Annotated in this window: 19 protein-coding genes; 12 read left to right on the forward strand and 7 right to left on the reverse strand. The window is 35.5% G+C overall.

Features of this window, described 5'->3' with window-relative positions; translation table 11 throughout:
• Positions 1-300: 300 nt before the first annotated feature.
• Both GMB29_RS04290 and GMB29_RS04295 read left to right on the forward strand, forming a co-directional pair.
• Entirely contained in the window at positions 301-876 is a 576-nt protein-coding gene (locus tag GMB29_RS04290; RefSeq protein WP_136353732.1) for a chromate transporter, read from the forward strand.
• Positions 873-1403, forward strand: coding sequence for a chromate transporter (locus GMB29_RS04295; protein WP_136353734.1), 531 nt, complete (start codon positions 873-875; stop codon positions 1401-1403). Before GMB29_RS04290 ends, GMB29_RS04295 begins: the two co-directional genes overlap by 4 nt.
• A 76-nt stretch (positions 1404-1479) precedes the next feature.
• Here GMB29_RS04295 and GMB29_RS04300 read toward each other — a convergent pair whose 3' ends face one another.
• Entirely contained in the window at positions 1480-2868 is a 1389-nt protein-coding gene (locus GMB29_RS04300) for a hypothetical protein (protein ID WP_136353736.1), read from the reverse strand.
• Positions 2869-3419: 551 nt separating this feature from the next.
• Complete coding sequence (locus GMB29_RS04305; protein WP_136353740.1) at positions 3420-3896, reverse strand: antibiotic biosynthesis monooxygenase family protein; 477 nt, start codon at positions 3894-3896, stop codon at positions 3420-3422.
• A gap of 139 nt (positions 3897-4035) precedes the next feature.
• On the opposite strand from GMB29_RS04305, the gene GMB29_RS04310 reads away from it, so the two are divergent.
• The 3 genes from GMB29_RS04310 (at position 4036) to hemH (ending at position 8519) form a co-directional block, all read left to right on the forward strand.
• On the forward strand, positions 4036-6174 hold the full coding sequence (locus GMB29_RS04310) for a transglycosylase domain-containing protein (RefSeq protein ID WP_136353742.1): 2139 nt from the start codon (positions 4036-4038) through the stop codon (positions 6172-6174).
• Between the two features lie 306 nt (positions 6175-6480).
• Complete coding sequence (gene hemE / locus GMB29_RS04315) at positions 6481-7533, forward strand: uroporphyrinogen decarboxylase (protein WP_136353744.1); 1053 nt, start codon at positions 6481-6483, stop codon at positions 7531-7533.
• Between the two features lie 53 nt (positions 7534-7586).
• Entirely contained in the window at positions 7587-8519 is a 933-nt protein-coding gene (gene hemH / locus GMB29_RS04320) for a ferrochelatase (RefSeq protein ID WP_136353746.1), read from the forward strand.
• A gap of 160 nt (positions 8520-8679) precedes the next feature.
• Here hemH and GMB29_RS04325 read toward each other — a convergent pair whose 3' ends face one another.
• A complete protein-coding gene (locus tag GMB29_RS04325) occupies positions 8680-9102 on the reverse strand; it encodes a VOC family protein (RefSeq protein ID WP_136353748.1) in 423 nt (140 codons plus the stop codon).
• Between the two features lie 467 nt (positions 9103-9569).
• On the opposite strand from GMB29_RS04325, the gene GMB29_RS04330 reads away from it, so the two are divergent.
• Entirely contained in the window at positions 9570-10895 is a 1326-nt protein-coding gene (locus GMB29_RS04330; protein WP_136353750.1) for a GntP family permease, read from the forward strand.
• 405 nt (positions 10896-11300) lie between these two features.
• Positions 11301-11936: an NAD(P)-dependent oxidoreductase gene (locus GMB29_RS04335; RefSeq protein ID WP_136353752.1), complete on the forward strand. Its 636-nt coding sequence runs from the start codon at positions 11301-11303 to the stop codon at positions 11934-11936.
• Positions 11937-12164: 228 nt separating this feature from the next.
• Here the strand turns inward: GMB29_RS04335 and gntK are convergent, their stop codons facing one another.
• Both gntK and GMB29_RS04345 read right to left on the reverse strand, forming a co-directional pair.
• Positions 12165-13691 carry a gluconokinase gene (gene gntK, locus GMB29_RS04340; protein WP_136353919.1) on the reverse strand — a complete coding sequence of 509 codons (1527 nt, stop codon included), beginning with the start codon at positions 13689-13691 and terminating at the stop codon, positions 12165-12167.
• 107 nt (positions 13692-13798) lie between these two features.
• Positions 13799-15142: a GntP family permease gene (locus tag GMB29_RS04345; RefSeq protein WP_136353754.1), complete on the reverse strand. Its 1344-nt coding sequence runs from the start codon at positions 15140-15142 to the stop codon at positions 13799-13801.
• A gap of 249 nt (positions 15143-15391) precedes the next feature.
• Between GMB29_RS04345 and GMB29_RS04350 the strand changes: the two genes are divergently transcribed.
• The 3 genes from GMB29_RS04350 to gnd all read left to right on the forward strand — a co-directional run bounded on the left by GMB29_RS04350 (position 15392) and on the right by gnd (position 18959).
• The gene (locus GMB29_RS04350; protein WP_136353756.1) at positions 15392-16225 is read left to right on the forward strand and encodes a MurR/RpiR family transcriptional regulator; all 834 of its coding nucleotides are present in this window, start codon (positions 15392-15394) and stop codon (positions 16223-16225) included.
• Between the two features lie 294 nt (positions 16226-16519).
• Positions 16520-17869 (forward strand): GntP family permease, encoded by a 1350-nt coding sequence (locus GMB29_RS04355; RefSeq protein ID WP_136353758.1) that lies wholly within the window; start codon positions 16520-16522, stop codon positions 17867-17869.
• A 196-nt stretch (positions 17870-18065) separates the two neighbouring features.
• Positions 18066-18959, forward strand: coding sequence for a phosphogluconate dehydrogenase (NAD(+)-dependent, decarboxylating) (gnd, locus tag GMB29_RS04360; protein ID WP_136353760.1), 894 nt, complete (start codon positions 18066-18068; stop codon positions 18957-18959).
• Between the two features lie 68 nt (positions 18960-19027).
• Here gnd and GMB29_RS04365 read toward each other — a convergent pair whose 3' ends face one another.
• Both GMB29_RS04365 and GMB29_RS04370 read right to left on the reverse strand, forming a co-directional pair.
• Positions 19028-19525, reverse strand: a complete 498-nt coding sequence (locus tag GMB29_RS04365; RefSeq protein ID WP_136353762.1) for a hypothetical protein — start codon at positions 19523-19525, stop codon at positions 19028-19030.
• A complete protein-coding gene (locus GMB29_RS04370) occupies positions 19522-19995 on the reverse strand; it encodes a hypothetical protein (RefSeq protein ID WP_136353764.1) in 474 nt (157 codons plus the stop codon). Before GMB29_RS04370 ends, GMB29_RS04365 begins: the two co-directional genes overlap by 4 nt.
• Before the next feature lie 254 nt (positions 19996-20249).
• Between GMB29_RS04370 and GMB29_RS04375 the strand changes: the two genes are divergently transcribed.
• Positions 20250-20756, forward strand: coding sequence for a DUF3189 family protein (locus tag GMB29_RS04375; RefSeq protein ID WP_136353766.1), 507 nt, complete (start codon positions 20250-20252; stop codon positions 20754-20756).
• 117 nt (positions 20757-20873) lie between these two features.
• Positions 20874-21446: a TetR/AcrR family transcriptional regulator gene (locus GMB29_RS04380; RefSeq protein WP_136353768.1), complete on the forward strand. Its 573-nt coding sequence runs from the start codon at positions 20874-20876 to the stop codon at positions 21444-21446.
• The last annotated feature ends 2 nt before the right edge of the window (positions 21447-21448 follow it).

Below are 21448 nucleotides of genomic sequence, written 5' to 3' on the forward strand. Positions count from 1 at the left end.
AACTTACAAATAATGAAATTATATAAAAATATTCAAATAAATCTATAGTAAAGCTCAAATATTTACTATATAATCTAAAATAACAAAATTAAACTCCGTTTGTTAGTTTTATATCGAAATAAAACTAACAAATGAAAAAATATTAACATATGTTTTGAACTCACATCATACTCATGGTAGAAAGTTAGAAAGAATGGGGGATATGAAAATGTTTTCCTTTGATCAAATATTAGTTGTTTCGTAAATGAATGAGAATGTAATTTGTGTTAATAAAAATTTTGCATCGTAAAGGGTGAGGATATGAAACAGCTGCAGTTATTTTTAGCATTTTTTCGGGTTGGAATATTGGGGTATGGTGGAGGACCATCATCAATACCTCTTGTTCATAAAGAAGTAGTGGATAAGTATAAATGGATGACTGATGATGAATTTGCAGATGTCTTAGCATTAGGCAATACGTTGCCTGGTCCAATTGCAACTAAGATGGCGGGCTATATTGGCTATAGAGTAGCTGGAATAGTTGGAATGATTAATGCGACACTTTCGACGATTTTACCGACGATTTTACTAATGATTGTATTATTGACGACAATATCTTCGATAAAAGATTATCCATGGGTTCAGGGAATGACGGCAGCGGTTGTACCAGTGGTGGGGGTTATGTTAGCGACATTAACATGGGACTTTTTAAAAAATTCTAAAAAGTCGTTAGGATGGATGAAGTCGATCATCCTAGTCTTTGTGAGTATTTTATTATTAGAATTTTTAGGTTTACATCCGGCTATTTTAATTGGTGTATTGCTGCTTGCAGCTATTGTAATGAAGGATAAAGGTCGTGAAAAAGATCGAAAAGTAGAAAGAGGGAATGCATCGTGATATATTGGGAAATTTTCCTTGCATTTTTCATTCCAGGAATTCTTGGTTATGGAGGTGGCCCCGCTTCTATTCCCTTAATAGAAAATGAGGTTGTTGATCGATACGGTTGGATGACGGTGAATGAATTCAGTGAAGTACTAGCGTTAGGAAATGCTCTTCCAGGCCCGATTGCAACAAAGATGGCCGGATATATTGGATATGAACAAGGTGGAGTATTAGGTGGTTTTATCGGGATTTTTGCTACGGTTGCACCATCACTTATTTTAATGATTGTTCTATTGGGATTTTTATATAAATTTAAAGATTCTCCTAAAGTGAAAAGAATGACCTCATTTATTAGACCAACAATTGCGGTATTACTTGGAGTAATGGCTTTAAATTTCTTTTTTACTTCGTACACAGACACTGGAATTTGGCAAACGCTTTTTTTGATCATTATTAGTTTTTTATTATTAGAGAAATGGAAGGTTCACCCAGCTTTTGTGATAATTGGGGCTATGGGATATGGTGCGATATTTATTACCTGATGATTGACAAAAAGAATAGATAAAATAAGAAATCTAACAAAATCTAATTTGAGATTTTGTTAGATTTTTTGTTTATCTAAATTAAAAACATAGCTACAATCGTTGTCACTGCCAAGCCAATTGAAACTGGCAGTAAATTCTTTCGTGCGAGTTCAAACGGGTCCACACCACAAATAGCTGCTGCCGGAATTAATGCCCAGGGAATTAATGTACCTCCACCAACCCAAATTGCAGCAACTTGGCCGAGAGCTGTTAAGGTTGCTGTACTTGCTCCAATTGCTGTAGAAAACAATTGAGCGATTGAACCGGCAAGTGAAATGCCTGAGAAGCCAGATCCGTCAAGCCCTGTTAATACACCGACACCAGTTAATGTAATTGCACCAACTTCAGGTGTCAACGGTACAATATTTGCTAGTGCAACACCCAAATCATTGACAATTCCTTCAGAATGTTTTGGTAGGTATTCCCCAATGATGGTATAGAAACCTGCATCACCTAAGTAGAAAAATGCTGCAATTGGGATAACGGGACCAAATACTTTAAAGCCAAATTGAAAACCCTCGATTAGATAACCTGTTGATTTTTCAAGCCCGGTCTTTTTATGTGCTAAGCAAGTTGTCAAAATCAATATGAGCAGTGCAGTTCCCCCGATTAACGCTGTTGCGTCTCCACCTTGTAAGTTCAATCTGAACATTAAAATAACGTCGATTATAAAAATAATCGGTATTAGTAAGGCGAGAATTTTTTTTGCAGTCATTGATAAGAGCTTTTCATCTGATCCTTGAATTGGTGCAAAGGTTTCAATTGTTCTAAACGTTTTATTTAATTTAATATCTCTCATTAAAAAAAGATAAGCAACGACGGTTGTCACGATCCCCATTGTTAGCACAAGCGGAATACTAGCATGAATAACATCTCCGACAGGAATTCCTGCTGCATCAGCAGTAAGTTTTGGTGCGGCTTGAATAATAAAATCACCCGAAAGTGCAATTCCATGCCCGAATAAGTTCATAGCAATGGCGGTGCCGAGAGCGGGGAGACCTGCTCGAATGGCAACAGGTAATAATACAGCACCTATTAGAGCAACGGCAGGGGAGGGCCAAAAGAAAAATGAGATGAGCATCATTAAGATACCAATTGTCCAGAATGCTGTTGTTGGATTTTTAATAATTTTAGAGAAAGGTGAAATCATCACCTCATTAATACCTGAAATCGTTAAAATGTTACTCATTGCGACAATAATGGAAATGACGAGAATGGTTGGTAATAGTTCTGTTATTGCGAAGATAAAGCTATTAAAAAGGCTGCTTACAGAATCACTAATTGAAAATGTTGATACAGCAGCCAGTGAAAGAATACCAACTATACATACAATGGTTGTATCGCGGCGAAAGAGCATAAAGCCAATGATGGCTACTATAAATGTGACATAAATCCAATGTACGAGTGTAATATCTACCTCCACCTGATTCACTCCTCAACAAAAGCCTATAATAGGTTTTTCTATTACAATATGAATGAGCAAAACAATTGTGATATAGGTGAGAAAATTATATATGTAGTTCGGAGGAAAGATCATCTAGAAAATTGGGGTATTGTTATGTAGAATCAAGTTGTCATTTCCAAGGAAATATTGTCAGATATGCACATGTTGTCAAAATCCATTGTTGGATCGCTATAATTTACTATTTGGATAGGTGACTGAAGGAGAGAATAACTTTGATAAAGGGGAAATTCTTATTTGATTTATAGGCTCTTTTCGTAAAGATTGTTGTTTTTAAAACGAAAACTATTTAAGGTTGATTGGGGCAGATTGCGAGACTCCTGCGGGAGTAGCGGAACAGGTGAGATCCCGCAGGCGTTTACGCCGAGGAGGCTCACCGCCCGCCCCGCGGTCATCGTGCATCTCTCGCTGCAATCAACCACACCGCATTACTTGGTAAATAGCAACAAAGTATGCGAAAACAGCCAATTTATAAAAAAATCCCCTGCTAAACATGCAGAGGAAAGGCTCACTTAATTGCTCTCATCTTCAACAGATGTGTACTTTGTAAGGTAGGAAGGCCGTGGGAATGTAGATTGTTGTTCAATTCCTGCAATTGATTCATGCCAAGCAGTAAAGAATTGTTCGTTTTTCCAAAAGGTTAACATAACGTAGGTATCACCTTTTATTGGACGAAGTACTCGTATAGCTGAGATTCCAGCCTGTTTTTCAATTAGGAGTGCACGGTCAATAAACTTTTTTTCATAAAGTGGTCTTCCTTCAAATGTAACTGGGATATTATTAAACACTGCATAAAATCCATTACTAAGTTTTCCTGTTGAATGTAATACATCATATTTCATAGGGGAATTGAAAATGGAAGTGTCCTTTGTTTCATGTAAAAGAGCTGCAGTTTGATTATTTGATAAGAGTCGCAGGTTTTTATCTGGATGTTTTTTTAGTAGATTAGCCAAAAAATCAACAGTTCCATAGGTTATGTATAGTTTCATCATTTCATCACCTCTCCATTAAATATGCTGTCCTTTACCTTTAATATACCAATTAATTATAAAAGGAAAACCATTTTTGGTTTTTATCACATATACCTGCCTATTTTTAACAATACTAACAATATAAAGGGGTGATCGGATGAGAAAAAAGCTTTTTTTACCCGTAATTAGTTTATGCTTGATAGCAATCCTCTCTTTATTAGGATATTTATTTATCATTTTTATGGGGAATTACGTGATTGATGAAGAAAAATTAGTTATGAACACTGCTTCGAAGTTAGTTGATATAGAGGGAAATGAAATTACAAAGTTATTCTTAGAAAATCGGGAGCTTGTAAATATTTCAGAGATTCCAGATCATGTACAACAAGCATTTATTTCTGTTGAGGATCAACGGTTTTATGAGCATAATGGTATTGATCTTAGAGCAATTGGCCGGGCACTTTATAGGGATATTCTAGCAGGAGGAAAAGTAGAAGGCGGCAGCACGATTACACAGCAATTAGCAAAGAATACTTTTCTTACAAATGATAAATCCTTTCTTCGAAAAACGAAAGAAGCGATTATCTCTATAAATTTAGAAAGACGGTATAGCAAAGCAAAAATACTAGAAATGTACTTAAACCAAGTTTATTTTGGACATGGTGCATATGGTATTCAGTCTGCAGCTAAATTGTATTTTAATAAAGATGTCTCGAAGCTGACATTAGAAGAAGGTGCGTTATTAGCAGGAATACCAAAAGCACCCTCTACCTATTCTCCGATCTTAAATGTAGAAAAGAGTAAAGAACGCAGAGATGTCATTTTAAGTTTAATGGGTGATCAACAGTATATTACCTATGATGAAGTAGTGAGAACACATGGGAAAACAGTGAAGCTGCAAGTAAACAAAAAAGAGGAAAGGCCTTGGTTATCAACATATATTGATATGGTGTTTGACGAAGCAAAAGAAAAATATGCCCTTTCAAATGAAGAAATGCTTAGGGGAGGATATACGATTACAGTCCCACTTCAGGTTGAACTTCAGAAATCTGCTTATGACTTATTTCAAAAAAATGAGTATTTTCCAGGAACAGATCAATCTGTACAAGGTGCATTTATTCTTATTGATAATAAATCAGGCGGTGTTATCTCAGCCATTGGAGGAAGGGATTATGTACCTAAAGGGCTAAATCGATTAAATGTCACCAGACAACCTGGCTCCACATTTAAACCAATCGCTGTTTATGCACCATCTATCGAATCAAATCTTTTCCACCCTTATTCGTTATTGAAAGATCAGAAGATCACATATGAAAATTACACACCAGAAAATAATGATCATCACTATGAGGGTAAGGTAACAATGTTTGATGCCATCATTTCATCGAAAAATGCCGCAGCAGTATGGACCTTATCTGAGTTAGGAATCCCTAAAAGTAAAGAGTACTTAAAAAAAGTAGGGATTTCGATAAAAGATGAGGGATTAGCCATCGCATTAGGCGGTTTGTCGAAAGGTGTAACACCTGTACAAATGGCTAATGCATACCGTACTTTTACAGCCAATGGGAAATACAGTGAACAACACTTTATTGATAAAATAACGAATCGAGATGGCGAAGTAATTGCAGAAAATTTACCAGATGAAAAACAAGTGTATTCGCCGCAAACAGCATGGGAAATGACAAGAATGCTCCAGCATGTAGTAAGTGAGGGGACAGCAAAGAGCGGATTTTTTCATGGAGAATTAGCTGGAAAAACAGGTACAACAAGTTACCCGAACATAAAAGGTGCAGCCAAGGATGCGTGGTTTGTTGGGTTTACTGAAAATGTCGTTGGTGCACTTTGGATGGGCTATGATAAGACAGATGACCAACATTATCTTAAACACGGTAGTGCATATCCTACCAAATTATTTAAAGATATTTTGACAGATGCGAATTGGGATCAAAATGTCGCATTTTCAGTTCCCGAAGGAGTAAAAGACTTAGGAAGCCCGATTAGGATCGAAAATATCGACAATGTTGAGGCAAAGTATACATTCAAGCCTATGGGATTAATTACATTAACTCTGGAATGGGATGCTCAGGAGGATGATCGTGTTGAGTATCGAATCTACGAACAATCGGATAAAGAACAGAAGCTTGTTGGGACAGTTACTGGAAAGGGATATTTTGAAATTCCTTATGTGAATATTTTTTCCAATAATGTATATAAAGTGGCTCCATATAATGTCCAAACGAAACAGGAAGGTGTCGCTACAGAATTCGTTAAACCCCGCTTTTTTAGTGCAAATTAATAGATAGGAAGTCCCTATATATCAGTATTTCGTCTATTTTTCGACATTTATTCATCATAGCTATACAACAGGAATTGAAAGCGGTATAGTTGAAAGTGGTAAGGTTATAACATAGAATAAATATTATATTATAATAAGTATTATTTAATAAAGGGTTTTTCCCTAGTGTAATAAGTGAAAAAGTATAAATATTGATACAAAATGTGTAGGTCTAGCTCCAACGTCTAGCCTTAGGAATCAAAAGATTATATGCTCAAGGTTATACAAGAGCTTACACATTTCTGAGTAGAAAGGTGGACGTTTTTAATGGCTGATAAAAGAATAAATGATACGTTCCTAAAAGCGTGTCGTGGGCAAAAAACGGACTATGTTCCGGTTTGGTATATGAGACAAGCAGGGCGGTCACAGCCTGAATATCGTGCAATTAAAGAAAAATACAGCCTTTTTGAAATTACACATCAGCCTGAACTTTGTGCATATGTAACAAAATTGCCTGTTGATCAGTATGATGTAGATGCTGCAATTCTTTATAAAGATATTATGACACCTCTTCCGGCAATTGGGGTAAATGTTGAAATTAAAACAGGGATTGGCCCGGTTATTGATAATCCAATTCGCTCCTTAAGTGATGTTGAAAAGTTAGGAGAGATTGACCCTGAAAGTGATATTCCATATGTATTAGATACAATTAAACTCCTTACTGAGGAACAGCTGGAAGTTCCACTAATTGGATTTACTGGAGCTCCGTTTACGTTAGCAAGCTATATGATTGAAGGCGGTCCCTCTAAAAATTATAACAAAACAAAAGCTTTTATGTATTCCGAACCTAAAGCATGGTTTGCCCTGATGGATAAACTTGCTGAAATGGGTATTACATATGTTAAATCACAAATAAAAGCAGGTGCCAGTGCAATACAAGTATTTGATTCATGGGTTGGTGCGCTTAATGTAGCAGATTACCGCTTCTATATTAAACCAGCAATGGAAAGAATTTTCAGTGAGCTGAAAAATGAAAATGTGCCTTTAATCATGTTTGGTGTTGGGGCAAGTCATCTTGCGAAGGAATGGCATGATTTGCCTCTTGATGTGGTTGGGCTTGATTGGAGACTTCAAGTTGAAGAGGCTCGTGCAATGGGATTAACGAAAACACTGCAAGGTAATCTTGACCCAGCGATTTTACTCTCACCTTGGGAAGTGATTGAAGAAAGAGCAGCAGCGATCCTTGAACAGGGAATGCAGCAAGATGGATATATTTTCAACCTGGGACATGGTATATTCCCGGATGTGAATCCTGAGACATTAAAGAAATTAACGACGTTTATTCACGACTACTCAAAGAAGGTAAAAGTTAGCTTATAACACCACTTTTATAGAACTGGACGAAGATTGAGACAAACTAGAGGTGAATCACTTTGTACAAGAAAAAAATGGGACTATTAGTCATGGCATATGGAACGCCATACAAAGAAGAAGATATTGAACGCTATTATACACATATCCGTCATGGTCGAAAGCCCTCACCAGAGATGCTTCAAGATTTAAAAGATCGTTACGAAGCAATTGGTGGAATCTCCCCGCTAGCAAAAATAACGGTTGAACAAGGCGAGAAGCTTGAGCAGCACTTAAATGAAGTTCAAGATGATATAGAGTTTAAACTATATATTGGACTAAAGCATATTGAACCTTTTATTGAAGATGCTGTAAAACAGATGCATGAAGATGGAATCACAGAAGCTGTAAGTATTGTATTAGCTCCGCATTTTTCTACCTTCAGTGTTAAGTCCTATAATGGGCGTGCAAAAGAAGAAGCAGAAAAGTTTGGTATTTCAATCAAATCTGTTGAGAGCTGGTACACTGAGCCGAAATTTATTACGTACTGGTCTAATCGGGTAAAAGAAACATATGAGAGCATGGCTGCTGATGAAAGGGAGACAGCAATACTTGTCGTATCAGCTCACAGTCTTCCTGAAAAAATTACGACATATGGTGACCCATATCCACAGCAATTACAAGAAACAGCTGAGCTAATTGCAGAGGCTGCGGGAATAAAAGATTATGCAATTGGGTGGCAAAGTGCAGGAAATACGCCCGAACCTTGGTTAGGACCAGATGTTCAAGATCTAACAAGAGATTTATATAACAAAGGCTATAACACCTTTGTATATACTCCGGTTGGTTTTGTTGCTGACCATCTTGAGGTATTATATGATAATGATTACGAATGTAAGGTTGTAACAGATGAGCTTGGAGCTGCCTATTATCGCCCTGAAATGCCGAATGCTCAACCAGAATTTATTGATTGCCTTGCTACAGTTGTACTTAAAAAGCTGAAAGAAAGTAACTAGAATATAAAAGTTGATTAGACGTTTTCACAAAAAACAGTGGATGATGATAAATTCAGGTCCACTGTTTTTTTATGTGCGATCCTAAATAGGAGTGACAACATATTTTGGAACATTTTTAATACTTCTCCTGTGAGCAGCTTCAATACAACCTGCAATAACTTTATTCTTTTACTTCTAAATGCGGATTCCATACTGCCTCCCATAAGTGGCCGTCCGGGTCTTGGAAGTAGCCTGAATATCCTCCCCAAAATGTATCCTGTGCAGGAACAGTGATCGTAGCACCAGCCTTCATTGCCAGTTCCATCACTTCATCGACTTCTTCTTTACTATTAACATTGTGTCCAATCGTAAATTCTGTAGGACTTGGCACCGATTGATTTAGATTAGAATCATGGGCTATATCCTTTCGATTCCAAATTGCGAGCTTTAAGCCTGATTGTAGGTCGAAAAAGGCCACGGCACCATGTTCAAATTCTTCGCCAATGATACCTTCTGTTGGCAGACCAAGACCATCACGATAAAACTTCAATGATCTTTCCAGATTATCTACACCTAAAGTAATGACGCTTATTCTCGGTTTCATTAAGAAATAACCTCCCTTGTAGCTAATAGTTTCTTTTTTCATTTTCGACATAAAAAAAATAATTCCTCTGAATCTCAATTTGGTAACTATATCATGAAAAGCTTCACTAATTAATTGTGGAAAGTTTTTTCTTCAACATATTATTCGAGAAAAAATTTCTTTCATATTTATTGAATTAAGAAAAAAATTTCTTTATAATGATTTTATTACGACAAAATTCTATTAAAATATACAAATTCTGACTAACATACATTTCTTATCGAATACTAAGAAAAAGTGTTAGCAAAAAAGAAGGTTGTTTGAAAGCGTTTATCTTGGCAGGATTTATCATGATCTGTTAATTTACTCAGATCATTGATCGTTAAAGTATTTTTTTAATGTTTTTAGAAAGTGCTTTCAGCAGATGAGTGATCACTTAACGTTATTCCAGCAGTGTAAAAGATTAATTAGAAAGTGTGGAGTTTAGAATGGAAATGTATTTGTTAATCATTACTTTATTAGCAATTGCCATTGTTGTAATCGGTGTATCTGTGTTTAAATGGCATGCGTTTATTAGTTTAACTATTGCAAGTTTATTTTTAGCAATCTGCTCAGGTTTATCTATGGATAAAATTGTTAGTACTTATGAAACAGGTGTCGGCGGTGTATTAGGTCACCTTGTCGGAATTTTAGCATTAGGGACTATTTTAGGAAAACTGATGGCGGATTCTGGTGCTGGTATGCAAGTTGCAGATTTCTTTGTTCGTGTCTTTGGTGAGAAAAAGTTACCATGGGCTATGTTAATCTCAGGTTTTATCATCGGTATTCCAGTATTTTTTGAAGTAGGAATATTGATTTTATTACCTCTTGTTATTTCAATTCATAAAACGACAAAACAAAACATATTATTGATTGCGCTACCAGTTATTGCTGGTTTATCCATTGTACATGGACTTGTACCGCCGCATCCTGGTGCAATGGCTGCGATTAGTATTTACGATGCAAACCTTGGAAGAGTCCTTCTTTACGCACTTATTATTTCAATTCCTGCCGCAATAATCGCAGGGCCAGTATTTGCAAAATGGGTTCATAAACGAGTGGTGCCAGAAGGTGAACCAGAGTTAATTCGAGTTACAACATTATCGAAAAATTTGCCTGGCACAGGAATTTCGTTTTTTGTTATTTTATTACCTGTTATTTTAATGATTTTATCAGCTATTGCACCATATTTGCCATTGCCAGGTGGAGTTGAGAAATTATTAACATTGATTGGCAGCCCGATCATTGCCTTATTAATCGCATGTTTTGCGGCATTCTTTTTCCTTGGAAAACAACAAGGAATGGATAAGAATAAAATTAAGCAGTTAACAGAAGAATGTCTTCTTCCGGTTGGTTCGATTGTTTTAATCATTGGTGCTGGTGGCGGCTTTAAACAAATTTTAATTGACAGTGGAGTTGGCACAACAATTGCTCAAATGTCCGAAAGCTTTTCTCTCTCGCCACTTGTATTAGCGTTTCTTATTGCAGGGTTAATTCGTATTGCTACTGGATCTGCAACGGTTGCTCTTACGACATCTGCTGGTATCATTTCACCAGTTATTGAGCATATGTCAGGTGTGAATCTCGAATTGCTTGTTATCGCAACAGGAGCTGGTTCATTAATGTTATCACATGTAAATGATGCAGGTTTCTGGATGGTAAAAGAATATTTAGGCTTAAGTGTGAAAGAAACATTTAAAACTTGGACAGTTTTAGAGACATTGTTATCTTTCATCGCTTTCGGAGGAGCCTTATTACTTGATTTGTTCCTTTAAAGGATTATATGGGAGTGTTAAAACAATATAAGGGGTAATCTAATCATTATAGACAAAAAAACAAGCCATAGAGGAGACTCTATGGCTTGTTTTTTATATGACAATGTATAAGAACTTATTTTGACAAATGTTATATAACATAACTATATGGATTAAAGCGAGTTAATACAAAAGATTATGGATTATTTTATATAAGTGACTAAGCTTCTGAATTGATAGTTGAAAGTTGATATTTCAATCCATGAGATTTAGAAAAACTTGATTATCAGAATTTCCCTGTAAGGATTATTAACGGTTTGAATAGTAAAGTATGAAAGTTAAAACTATTAATTTGAAACTAAGATAATATCTTAACGTATATCTTCTTATAAAGTTAATAACATATTTTTCAATGGGGGTATTTTATTGGAAAAATCTTTTAAAATTGCCATTCTTGGGGGGACAGGCAAAGTCGGTCGTTATATTGCAAAAAAAGCGTTAGAAAGAGGCTTCCAAGTTCGTATGCTTGTCAGGAACCCAGATAAGTTAGAAGGCAGCGATAGCAGAATTGAGATTATTAAAGGGGATGCTCAAAACATAGATACTATTCGTTTTTTACTCAAAGATTGTAATATTGTTATAAATACTTTGGGACAACCTGTAAAGGATTTACCATTATACAGCAGTGTAACTAATAATGTCCTGTTGATAATGAATGACTTTGGCATTAGAAGATATATTGGCGTGACAGGAGCATCTCTTAACATACGAGGTGACAACAAGAAATTGTTAAATAAAATTGGAGCAAAAATATTTGAAATCCTATTTCCTAAGATGATGAACGATAAAAAAAAGGAACTAAACATCCTTATAAATAGTGATATAGAATGGACACTTGTACGTCTACCATTTGTAATTGAAGGTTCAGGAACTGGTCATATAAAGGAACATTTAACGGATATGGCAGGTACAAGTATTACTAATACTGATATAGCAAAATTTATCATTAATGAGGTTAGCAATAAGAAATATGTAAGGAAAACCCCCTTTATTTCTAACTGATTAGTGTAAAGTAAAGGATAAACAAACGGGACTTTCAATTAAGAAAGTCCCATTCTTTTGTATTTTTTTATATAAGAATAGTTTTCCTGTTTGTTGCCCCATCGCAGAAAGAGGTTAAATTCGAAATGACAGTTAGATATAAAATACGGATAAAGATAAGGTATAGATTACCTTTCTTTATCCGCATTTATTGTCTGGGGCTAAAATAAAAGAACTTGAATCTTCAAATTAACCTAATGTTTTTCTTTGAAATTCTGCAATTGCATTATATTCTTCATTTAATTTACGAGAAATACGAAGGTAAATAGGTGTTAATTCACGATATACCTCGACATGTTCTTTTATTGGCTGGTGTTTGTGAGTGGCTCCTACCATACCTGAAACAACATTTAATGAGTCAATTTCTTTTAAGGCGTAAAGACCAAGAATGGCAGCTCCAAGACAAGAACTTTCAAAACTTTCTGGTACAGTCACTTCTTGATCAAAGATGTCTGCCATCATTTGTCTCCATAATTCAGAACGGGCGAAACCTCCGGTTGCCTGCACTTTCTTTGGAACCCCAATTTGCTCCTCTAGTGCTAAAAGAACATTATATAAATTGAAAATGACACCTTCTAAAACAGCGCGAATCATATGTTCTTTTTTATGATGCAAGGTTAAGCCAAAGAATGATCCTCTTGCATTTGCATTCCATAATGGAGCACGTTCACCAGCTAAGTATGGATGGAACAATAATCCATCTGCTCCCGGAGAAACTCGTGCAGCAATTTTTGTTAGGACTTCATATGAGTCAATTCCCAAGCTTTTTGCTGTTTCTACTTCTGCGGAAGCCATGACATCACGTACCCAGCGGAAGGTCATTCCACCATTATTAACTGGACCGCCAATAACCCAATGGTTTTCTGTTAAGGCATAGCAGAAAATTCTCCCTTTCGGATCTGTTACAGGTCGATCTGTTACTGTTCGGATCGCACCGCTTGTCCCGATTGTAACCGCCACAACTCCTGGTTCAATGGCATTTACACCAAGGTTCGATAGGACCCCATCATTCGCACCAATTACGATGGGAGTAGAGGAGAGGATACCAAGCTCTTCTGCAATACTATCTTCAAGTCCTTGAAGATAATAGGTCGTTGGGACAGGTTCGGATAAATGCTCTCTAGTAATTCCAGCTACTTGAAGTGCTTCTGCATCCCAATCAAGTTGTTGTAGATTAAGCATACCAGTTGCAGAAGCAATAGAATGATCAACAACAAACTTTTTAAAAAATTGATAAAATACATATTCTTTCATCGAGATAAATTTATACGTTTTTTCAAAAATCTCAGGCTTTTCTTCTTTTATCCAGCGAATTTTACTTAAAGGGGACATCGGATGAATTGGTGTACCTGTACGCATATAAATACTATGTCCGTTCCATTCATCTTTAATTTTTTCCGCCCATTTTGTGCTGCGGTTGTCAGCCCAAGTGATACAATTCGACAAAGGTTTTCCTGATTCATCAATCGCGATGACGCTATGCATAGCTGCACTGAACGAAATACATAATAGTTCGTTTGAATTTATCTCACTTTTTTTGATTGTTTCTTTGATTGTTCCTTTTACTGCCTCGTATATTTCTGCTGGATTTTGCTCAGCAGTTAATGGAGTTGGGGTTAATAATGGGTACCCAATCGTATGATGTGAAATGACTGTTCCATCCTTTGAAAATAGGACGGCTTTCGTACTTGTTGTACCAATATCAACGCCTATCATATAGCCTAGTTGATTCATGTTAGTTCCTCCAAATCTATGTATTGTGAAATATTGTAACCGCTTATTACTTTCTCCATCCTTTTGATGTTCTTTTTTAATTGTATAGACTAAGCTATTAATAAGCTAATAAAAAACACAATCGCAAATCCAATCAGTGAAATGATTGTTTCCATTACTGTCCATGAGCGAAGTGTCTCTTTTACATCCAAACCTAAATACCTGTTTATTAGCCAGAATCCTGAATCATTTACATGGGACGCTATCGTTGACCCGGCGGCTATGGAAATGACCATCAAACCAAGAATAGGGCCTGTAAGTCCAAGCGTCGTAATAAGCGGTGAGATTAAGCTTGCGGATGTCACCATGGCAACGGTTGCAGATCCTTGGGCAATTCGAATAATTGTAGCAATTAGAAATGCTAGAACAATTGGCGGCAGTGGTGAGTTTGCCATGGAGTCTGCTAATACATTCCCAACACCTGTATCCATTAAAACTTGTTTAAATATGCCTCCAGCACCTGTAATGAGAATAATCATACCCGCGGGCTCAAGAGACTTGCTTGCAATAAGTTGAACTTCTTGTTTTGAGAAGCCGTGTTTGATACCTAAAAAATAAAAGACTAGCAGTGTCGTAATTAGTAAAGCGACAAATGGATGTCCAAGAAATTCACATACTGAACGGATAATATTTTCTTCTGGTAAGAGAACACTTGATAATGTATTAAGAAGAATAAGAGCAAGGGGGACTAAAATAATTGTTATAATAAGTCCAAAACTCGGTAATCCTTGATCGTCTTCCATTTCTTCTATCGTCATATAATCAGGCACTGTAACATGTATATAATTTGCTATATATTTTCCGAACAGTGGACCTGCGACTACCATTGCCGGGAGTCCTGCAATGATTCCAAATAAAATAACCCATCCAAGATCAGCTCCAATTAGGTTTGCCACGATTATTGGACCAGGGGTTGGAGGGATAAAGCTATGGGAAACAGATAGTCCGGCAAATAATGGTATCCCATAATACAAGAGGGAACGTCCCGTTTTCTTTGCTAAACGATAAACAATTGGTACTAAAACGATAAAACCAACATCGAAAAAGACGGGTATTCCGACGAGAAATCCTGTAACACCTAATGCCCAAGGAACTTTGTCTTGTCCGAATTTTTTCATAAAGGTTTGAGCCAGACGCTCAGCACCGCCTGATATTTCAAGAATTTGTCCAAACATTGCTCCTAAGCCAACAACGATCGCAACAAATCCAAGGGTTTCACCCATTCCTTTTTGTATGGATTGAATGACCTCGTCTAAGGGCAATCCCGCCGCAATACCTACAAGCAAACTCACAAGAAGCAATGAAACAAAAGCATGCAGCTTTGTTCGAATGACTAAGAAAAGAAGCAATGATATCCCTGCTGCTGCAGTAATTATAAGTGTGAATTCGGACATTACTAATCCTCCGATATTCTAAATAGTTCAACAATAGGATTGTTGAGAGCGTTTTTAATACATAGTATTCCTTTTAATTTCCTAAAGATGTACCCTTTACCATTCATGATGAAAACAAGAAATTTTTTTCCGGACTATATATATTATACAAAAAAACATTTTCCATGTAATTGTTTTCAAGAAAAAATTTCTTTTTGAAGAATTTTAGTTATAATGATAGTAACGTTATTTTATGGAAGGGGTGAAAAAATGGAGCAGCCTCAACAATGTCTTTCGAGAATCCAAACAATTTATCCGGAATTTAGTGATACGGAAAAGAAGATTGCTGATTATATTATGCAGTTTCCTGATAAAATGACCCATCAATCGATTACACAAGTTGCTGATGATATCGGAGTAGCCACATCGACAATCTTCCGTTTTTGTCAACGACTTGGTTTTAAAGGATATCAAGTCATGAAAATTGTGTTGGCATCTGAAATTGCCTCACCAATAAGAGAAATGGTTCAAGAGAAAATTCAGGAACAAGATAATGAACGAGATGTGACAGAGAAAATATTCAATACAAGTATCAGAACCTTTAAGGATACGATTCAGATGATGGATTTTTCGTCGATCAAAAAAGCGGTTAATGTATTATTAAGTGCAAATCGTGTTGAGTTTTATGGTACAGGTAGTTCAGGGATTGTCGCATTAGATGCACATCATAAATTTATTGGCTCCGGCATTACTACGGTTGCCTATACGGATCCCTTTCTACAAGTGAGAGCGGCATCACAGTTATCTGAAAATGATGTTGCCGTCATTATTTCAGACTCTGGTGCAAATACGGAAACAATGAATGTATTGGATGCAGCAAAAGAAGCTGGAGCTAAGACGATTGTGATTACGAACCTTACAAGATCTCCACTTAATAAGAAGGCTGACATTATTTTACGTACAGTTTCAAGCAGCATTGAAACTCGTTCGGATGATGTCTACTCAAGAATTGTTCAAATGAGTCTCATCGATGCATTATATACAAACGTTATAAAGGCACAAAAAGGAAAAAATAAAAATCCTATAAAAAAATTGTTTGAATAGTTTTTACGAATCTGGAAGAAAAAATTTCCCTATTATTGATAATAAAATAGAAAATAATTTATTTGCCGTGAATGATAGAAATTCGCGGCTTTTTGTATGCTATTGAATGGGTTTTCTCAATCTTATTAGTTATTTTTTAAGTTAAATTTGAAAATTATTTTCTTATGGAGGAAAAATAAATAAAATTTTTTTCGAAAAAAGTATTGAAACAAAAAAATATTTTCCGTATAATCAACCTATCAAATGAAAGTGCTTTCAATAAAAGTTTAATAGTTATCAAGGAGGATTTATAATATGTTAATTTTAATCGTACTAGCCGCAATCGTAGCACTTTTATTACTAATAACTTGGGCGAAATTAAACCCATTCGTAGCGCTAATCATAACGGCTATTGGTGTAGGGCTTGCAACTGGCATGCCACTTATCGGAGATGGAGCAGAAACTCCAGGTATTATTGACTCAATTAAAGCAGGAATGGGGAATACATTAGGTTTCCTAGCAATCGTACTTGCATTAGGAACGATGCTTGGAAAAATGATGGCTGAATCAGGCGGTGCTGAGCGAATTGCTCAAACATTAATTAGTAAATTTGGTCAAAAAAATGTCCATTGGGCAATGATGTTTGTTGGTTTTATCGTTGGTATTCCAGTGTTTTTCCAAGTAGGATTTGTTCTTTTAATACCATTAGTATTTACAATTGCTCGTCAAACTGGCATGTCATTAGTTAAGATTGGTATTCCATTAATAGCAGGACTTTCTGTTGTACATGGTCTAGTTCCACCACATCCAGCTGCAATGGCTGCCGTGAATATTTTCCAAGCGGATGTTGGTATTACAATCTTGTATTCTATTATCGTAGGTTTACCAACTGCTATTCTAGCAGGTCCTGTTTACGGGAAATTTATTGGAGCGAAAATTCATAAATCGGTTCCAAAAGAAATGGCAGAACAATTAACTGAACCTAAAGATGTGAAAGAACTTCCAGGATTTTTTAACACAGTTTTTACTGTCATGGTACCTGTTATCCTTATGTTGATTTCATCGATTGCAGAATTAGTTTTACCAGCAGATAGCTTTGGCTTCTCTGTATTTAAATTCATTGGTGATCCGATCACTGCACTTTTAATTGCAACCGTTTACTCTTTCTTTAGCCTTGGTTTCTTCCGTGGCTTTAATCGAGAAAAAGTTCTTAAGTTTTCAAATGATTGTCTAGGACCGACTGCATCAATTCTTTTAGTAATCGGTGCGGGTGGAGCATTTAACAAAGTATTACTTGATTCTGGAATTGGTGATTATATTGCAGAACTAGCTCAACAGGCGAATGTTTCACCGATTTTGCTTGGATGGGGAATTGCTGCTATGATTCGTATCGCAACTGGTTCTGCGACTGTTTCAATGATGACAGCTGCTGGTATCGTTGCTCCAATCGCTGCGCTTGTTCCAGGAGTGAATGTTGAATTATTAGTACTGGCTACTGGTGCTGGTTCGTTAATTCTCTCTCATGTGAATGATGCAGGATTCTGGATGATTAAAGAATACTTTGGAATGACAGTAAAAGAAACATTAATGACATGGACAGCTTTAGAGACAATCATATCTGTCGCTGCGTTAGTGTTTATCGTAATCCTTGATTTATTCGTCTGATTGAGTATTAATTATTATAGTAGAAAAAAGTGGGTGAGCTTCTACTGAGAGTAGAAGCTTACCTTTATTGAGCATACTATGATAAAATAATTTTGAATTATTATTGAAAAATATTTCTTGATAAAGATTGTTTTAAGGGAAATTTTTTTCTATAATCACTTAATAGAGACGGAAAAAATAGTAGGAGGCTTTAAATATGAAAGTCGGTTTAGTTGGTTTAGGGAAAATGGGTTTGAATTTAGGTCAAAATTTATTGGATCAAAATCATGAAGTCGTTGCGTTTGATGTAAACCCTAGTGCAGTTGACAAAATGAGTACATATGGAGCAACAGCAACATCTAACTTGAAGGAACTTGTTCAAGCTTTGGAAACACCTAGAATTCTATGGATCATGGTTCCACATGCTGTTGTAGATTCCGTTATTAGTGAAATTAAACCTTTTTTAAGTGCAGGAGATATTGTTATTGAAGCCGGTAATTCTCACTATAAAGAATCGATTCGCCGCTACAATGAGTTAAAGGAAAGCGGTGTTCACTTTATGGATGCAGGTACCTCTGGCGGTATGGAAGGTGCTCGCCATGGAGCTTGCTATATGATTGGTGGAGATCCTGAAGCTTGGGAGGTAGTTGAACCTATTTTCCGAGACACTGCAGTGGAAAACGGATATTTATATGCAGGGAAAGCAGGCAGCGGTCATTTCCTTAAAATGGTCCATAACGGAATTGAATATGGAATGATGGCGGCAATTGGTGAGGGATTTGAAGTATTAGAGAAAAGTGACTTTGACTTTGATTATGAAAAGGTTGCCAGAGTATGGAACAATGGATCAGTTATTCGTTCATGGCTGATGGAACTTACTGAAAATGCATTTTCAAAAGATGCTAGATTGGATGAAATTAAAGGCACTATGCATTCTTCAGGTGAAGGAAAATGGACAATTGAAACAGCTTTAGATCTTCAAGCAGCTACACCAGTTATCGCAATGTCGTTATTAATGCGTTATCGTTCACTAGAAGATGATACATTTACTGGAAAAATCGTTGCGGCATTACGTAATGAATTTGGCGGACATGCAGTAGAGAAAGAATAAAAAACGAATATATATTAATCAGGCGCTATCCTTTACTAAGGATAGCGCCTCTTAGGTTATTTGAATAATTATTGATTCCGTTCTTGTTTTTTAATTAACTCATAGTATAAAGCGGTTGTTGTTTGAACAATTAAAAATACGACCATTGAATAGTAAATATGATACCCTTTCTGATAGTCGGTTACTTTCATCAATGTAGATATCCTTTCTGTTGCCAAGCCTAATAAACTCCATCCAATGATATAAAGAATAAAAGCAAACCGCCGGGGGTGAATGTTTAATCTTTTATAAAAATATACAAAAAAGTAACTGAATGGTGCAAACAAGAAAAACATGATAAAGTCAAATAATTCATATTGATTTGAATCATTCACTTTATAAAAATCCATCAATCCTCCGCCGATGGTAAAATCGAATAAAGAGGAGATAGTGAATCCCCACACTAAAAAGAAGATTGTCAAATAACGAGGTAATTTTTTAGGGGAAAGAAATAAAGCTGAATAAACGATAACTAACATCACTAAAATATAGATTTCGTTTGTATCAAACTGCTCCCATAATATCATGATTCACTCACCACGTTTTGCGAGTTTCTTACAAATAATTTGTAAGAGAAAACCGCTATTAATTGAAGAAACAAATAATAAATTGCATCATACAAGTAATTCCAACTAGTATATTCAGTTATTTTAAAATAGGTAGAGAGAATACTAAAACAAAGTAATATTGCTTCAGTAACCAGGATTAAAATGATACGATTCATCGTACTTTTTCTGAATTGAAAAAGATTTACTAGAATGACTAATAAAAGAGGGATCATAACACTTCGATTTAGTAGGAATGCTGTATAATCAAAACCATCTTTAGAATAGGTTATCAGCTTTAATTCCTCTACAACTATCCAAGAAAAGTTAATATTGAAAATAAGGATAATTAAGAAGACAAAGGTATTTTCTGCAAGTGATAATTTTTTCTGGATAACCGCCAAAATTGTGGCAATAAGCCATGAAATGAAAAAAAAGATGACAAACCCCATAGAAACCTCCTAAGAAGATTTTATTCCTAGCATTCTCAAATAAAAAAATAATATACTGTAAACCTTATATAGAAGGTTTAGTATTGGGTAGTCCGATCAACTTACGATCTGTTAATGCTCTGAATTTTTTCTATCATATAAAATCGTTTCATTAATAATGTACATACAGCTTTTCTTGGAGGCTGCTAAGAGTAATAGACCTGGAGGTTTTCGTATAAAATAGTTCTAATAATAATAAAAAAGGTGTGAAATATTTGATCTATATATACAACTGTTATGGCGGGACACATTCATCAGCACTTGCAGCTGCCTATCATTTGAACAAGCTTTCTGATCATAAAGAACCTACAAAGGATGAGATATTAAAAATTGATGTTTTTAATAAATTAACAACGAAAGATATGGGGAAGTTATTTTTCCATGGCAATGATGAAGAGGGAAATAAAGTGTATACATTAGGTAGAGGTTCATCGAAAGTAATTGTTCCAGCTATGTATAGTGTGTTTGAACTATTTAATGACACCGGGAAACTTGATGAAAAGATCATCTTTTCAAATACATCTCCTATAGTACCATTAGCTATGACGTTTGGAGGCTTATTTTCAAGGAGATTAAAAATCCATTTTATTGGTGTTCCCTTATTAATTTCAGGAGCAAAAAAGGCACATAAAGACATCATTAAGCTTGTTCAACATACAAAAGATATGGGAAAAGCGACTACCAGCAAGATTGAAATTCTAGATAATGCCTTTGGAAAATAAAATTTTCGCTATATCCAATAAAATTTCATTGTTAAAATTTTATGATCATGATATATTACTTCTATAAAAACTGACTAAATTATTCAATTGGTCATTTTCGACTTAGGGGTGAAAAAATTGAGTATAAATCGTAAGCAACTTATTTTGGAAGCAGCAACTAAATCGTTTGCGCAATTCGGATATAAAGCAACAACAATGGACCAAGTTTCACGACTAGCTAATGTTGGAAAGGGCACGATTTATACGTTCTATAAAAACAAGGAAGAATTATTTTCTGAAATCCTAGATGGTGTTTTATTAGATATGAAAGAAGCTGCGGAAGATGCATTTAACTCACAGCTCCCATTTTTCGAAAATGTCCATCGTGCCATTTATCGTATCTTAGAATTTCGTAAGTCACATCAATTAACAATAAAAATTTTTCAAGAAAGCAATGAAATGGGAACTCCGATGGTAAAAGAAGGCGTACAAAAGGTTGAAGCGATGGTACTTAATTATATTAAACAAAAAATCATTGTTGCAATTGATAAAAAGGAAATCCAACCATGTGATCCAGAGTTAACTGCTTTTATTTTATTAAAATTATACGTTTCATTAATATTTGATTGGGAAAAAAATCATGAACCGCTTGATAAAGAAAAAATTGCAAAAGTATTAGAACAATATATATTGAAAGGATTATCAATCTGATA

The sequence above is a fragment of the Metabacillus sediminilitoris genome, from assembly GCF_009720625.1.
In the GTDB taxonomy this organism is placed as follows: domain Bacteria; phylum Bacillota; class Bacilli; order Bacillales; family Bacillaceae; genus Metabacillus; species Metabacillus sediminilitoris.

Excerpts from the sequence above, each read along its gene's own strand:
- GMB29_RS04290 (WP_136353732.1), top strand. The coding sequence starts at position 301 with ATGAAACAGCTGCAGTTATTTTTAGCATTTTTTCGGGTTGGAATATTG.
- GMB29_RS04305 (WP_136353740.1), bottom strand. The coding sequence starts at position 3,896 with ATGAAACTATACATAACCTATGGAACTGTTGATTTTTTGGCTAATCTA.
- GMB29_RS04310 (WP_136353742.1), top strand. The coding sequence starts at position 4,036 with ATGAGAAAAAAGCTTTTTTTACCCGTAATTAGTTTATGCTTGATAGCA.
- hemE (WP_136353744.1), top strand. The coding sequence starts at position 6,481 with ATGGCTGATAAAAGAATAAATGATACGTTCCTAAAAGCGTGTCGTGGG.
- GMB29_RS04325 (WP_136353748.1), bottom strand. The coding sequence starts at position 9,102 with ATGAAACCGAGAATAAGCGTCATTACTTTAGGTGTAGATAATCTGGAA.
- GMB29_RS04330 (WP_136353750.1), top strand. The coding sequence starts at position 9,570 with ATGGAAATGTATTTGTTAATCATTACTTTATTAGCAATTGCCATTGTT.
- gntK (WP_136353919.1), bottom strand. The coding sequence starts at position 13,691 with ATGATAGGCGTTGATATTGGTACAACAAGTACGAAAGCCGTCCTATTT.
- GMB29_RS04345 (WP_136353754.1), bottom strand. The coding sequence starts at position 15,142 with ATGTCCGAATTCACACTTATAATTACTGCAGCAGCAGGGATATCATTG.
- GMB29_RS04350 (WP_136353756.1), top strand. The coding sequence starts at position 15,392 with ATGGAGCAGCCTCAACAATGTCTTTCGAGAATCCAAACAATTTATCCG.
- GMB29_RS04355 (WP_136353758.1), top strand. The coding sequence starts at position 16,520 with ATGTTAATTTTAATCGTACTAGCCGCAATCGTAGCACTTTTATTACTA.
- gnd (WP_136353760.1), top strand. The coding sequence starts at position 18,066 with ATGAAAGTCGGTTTAGTTGGTTTAGGGAAAATGGGTTTGAATTTAGGT.
- GMB29_RS04365 (WP_136353762.1), bottom strand. The coding sequence starts at position 19,525 with ATGATATTATGGGAGCAGTTTGATACAAACGAAATCTATATTTTAGTG.
- GMB29_RS04370 (WP_136353764.1), bottom strand. The coding sequence starts at position 19,995 with ATGGGGTTTGTCATCTTTTTTTTCATTTCATGGCTTATTGCCACAATT.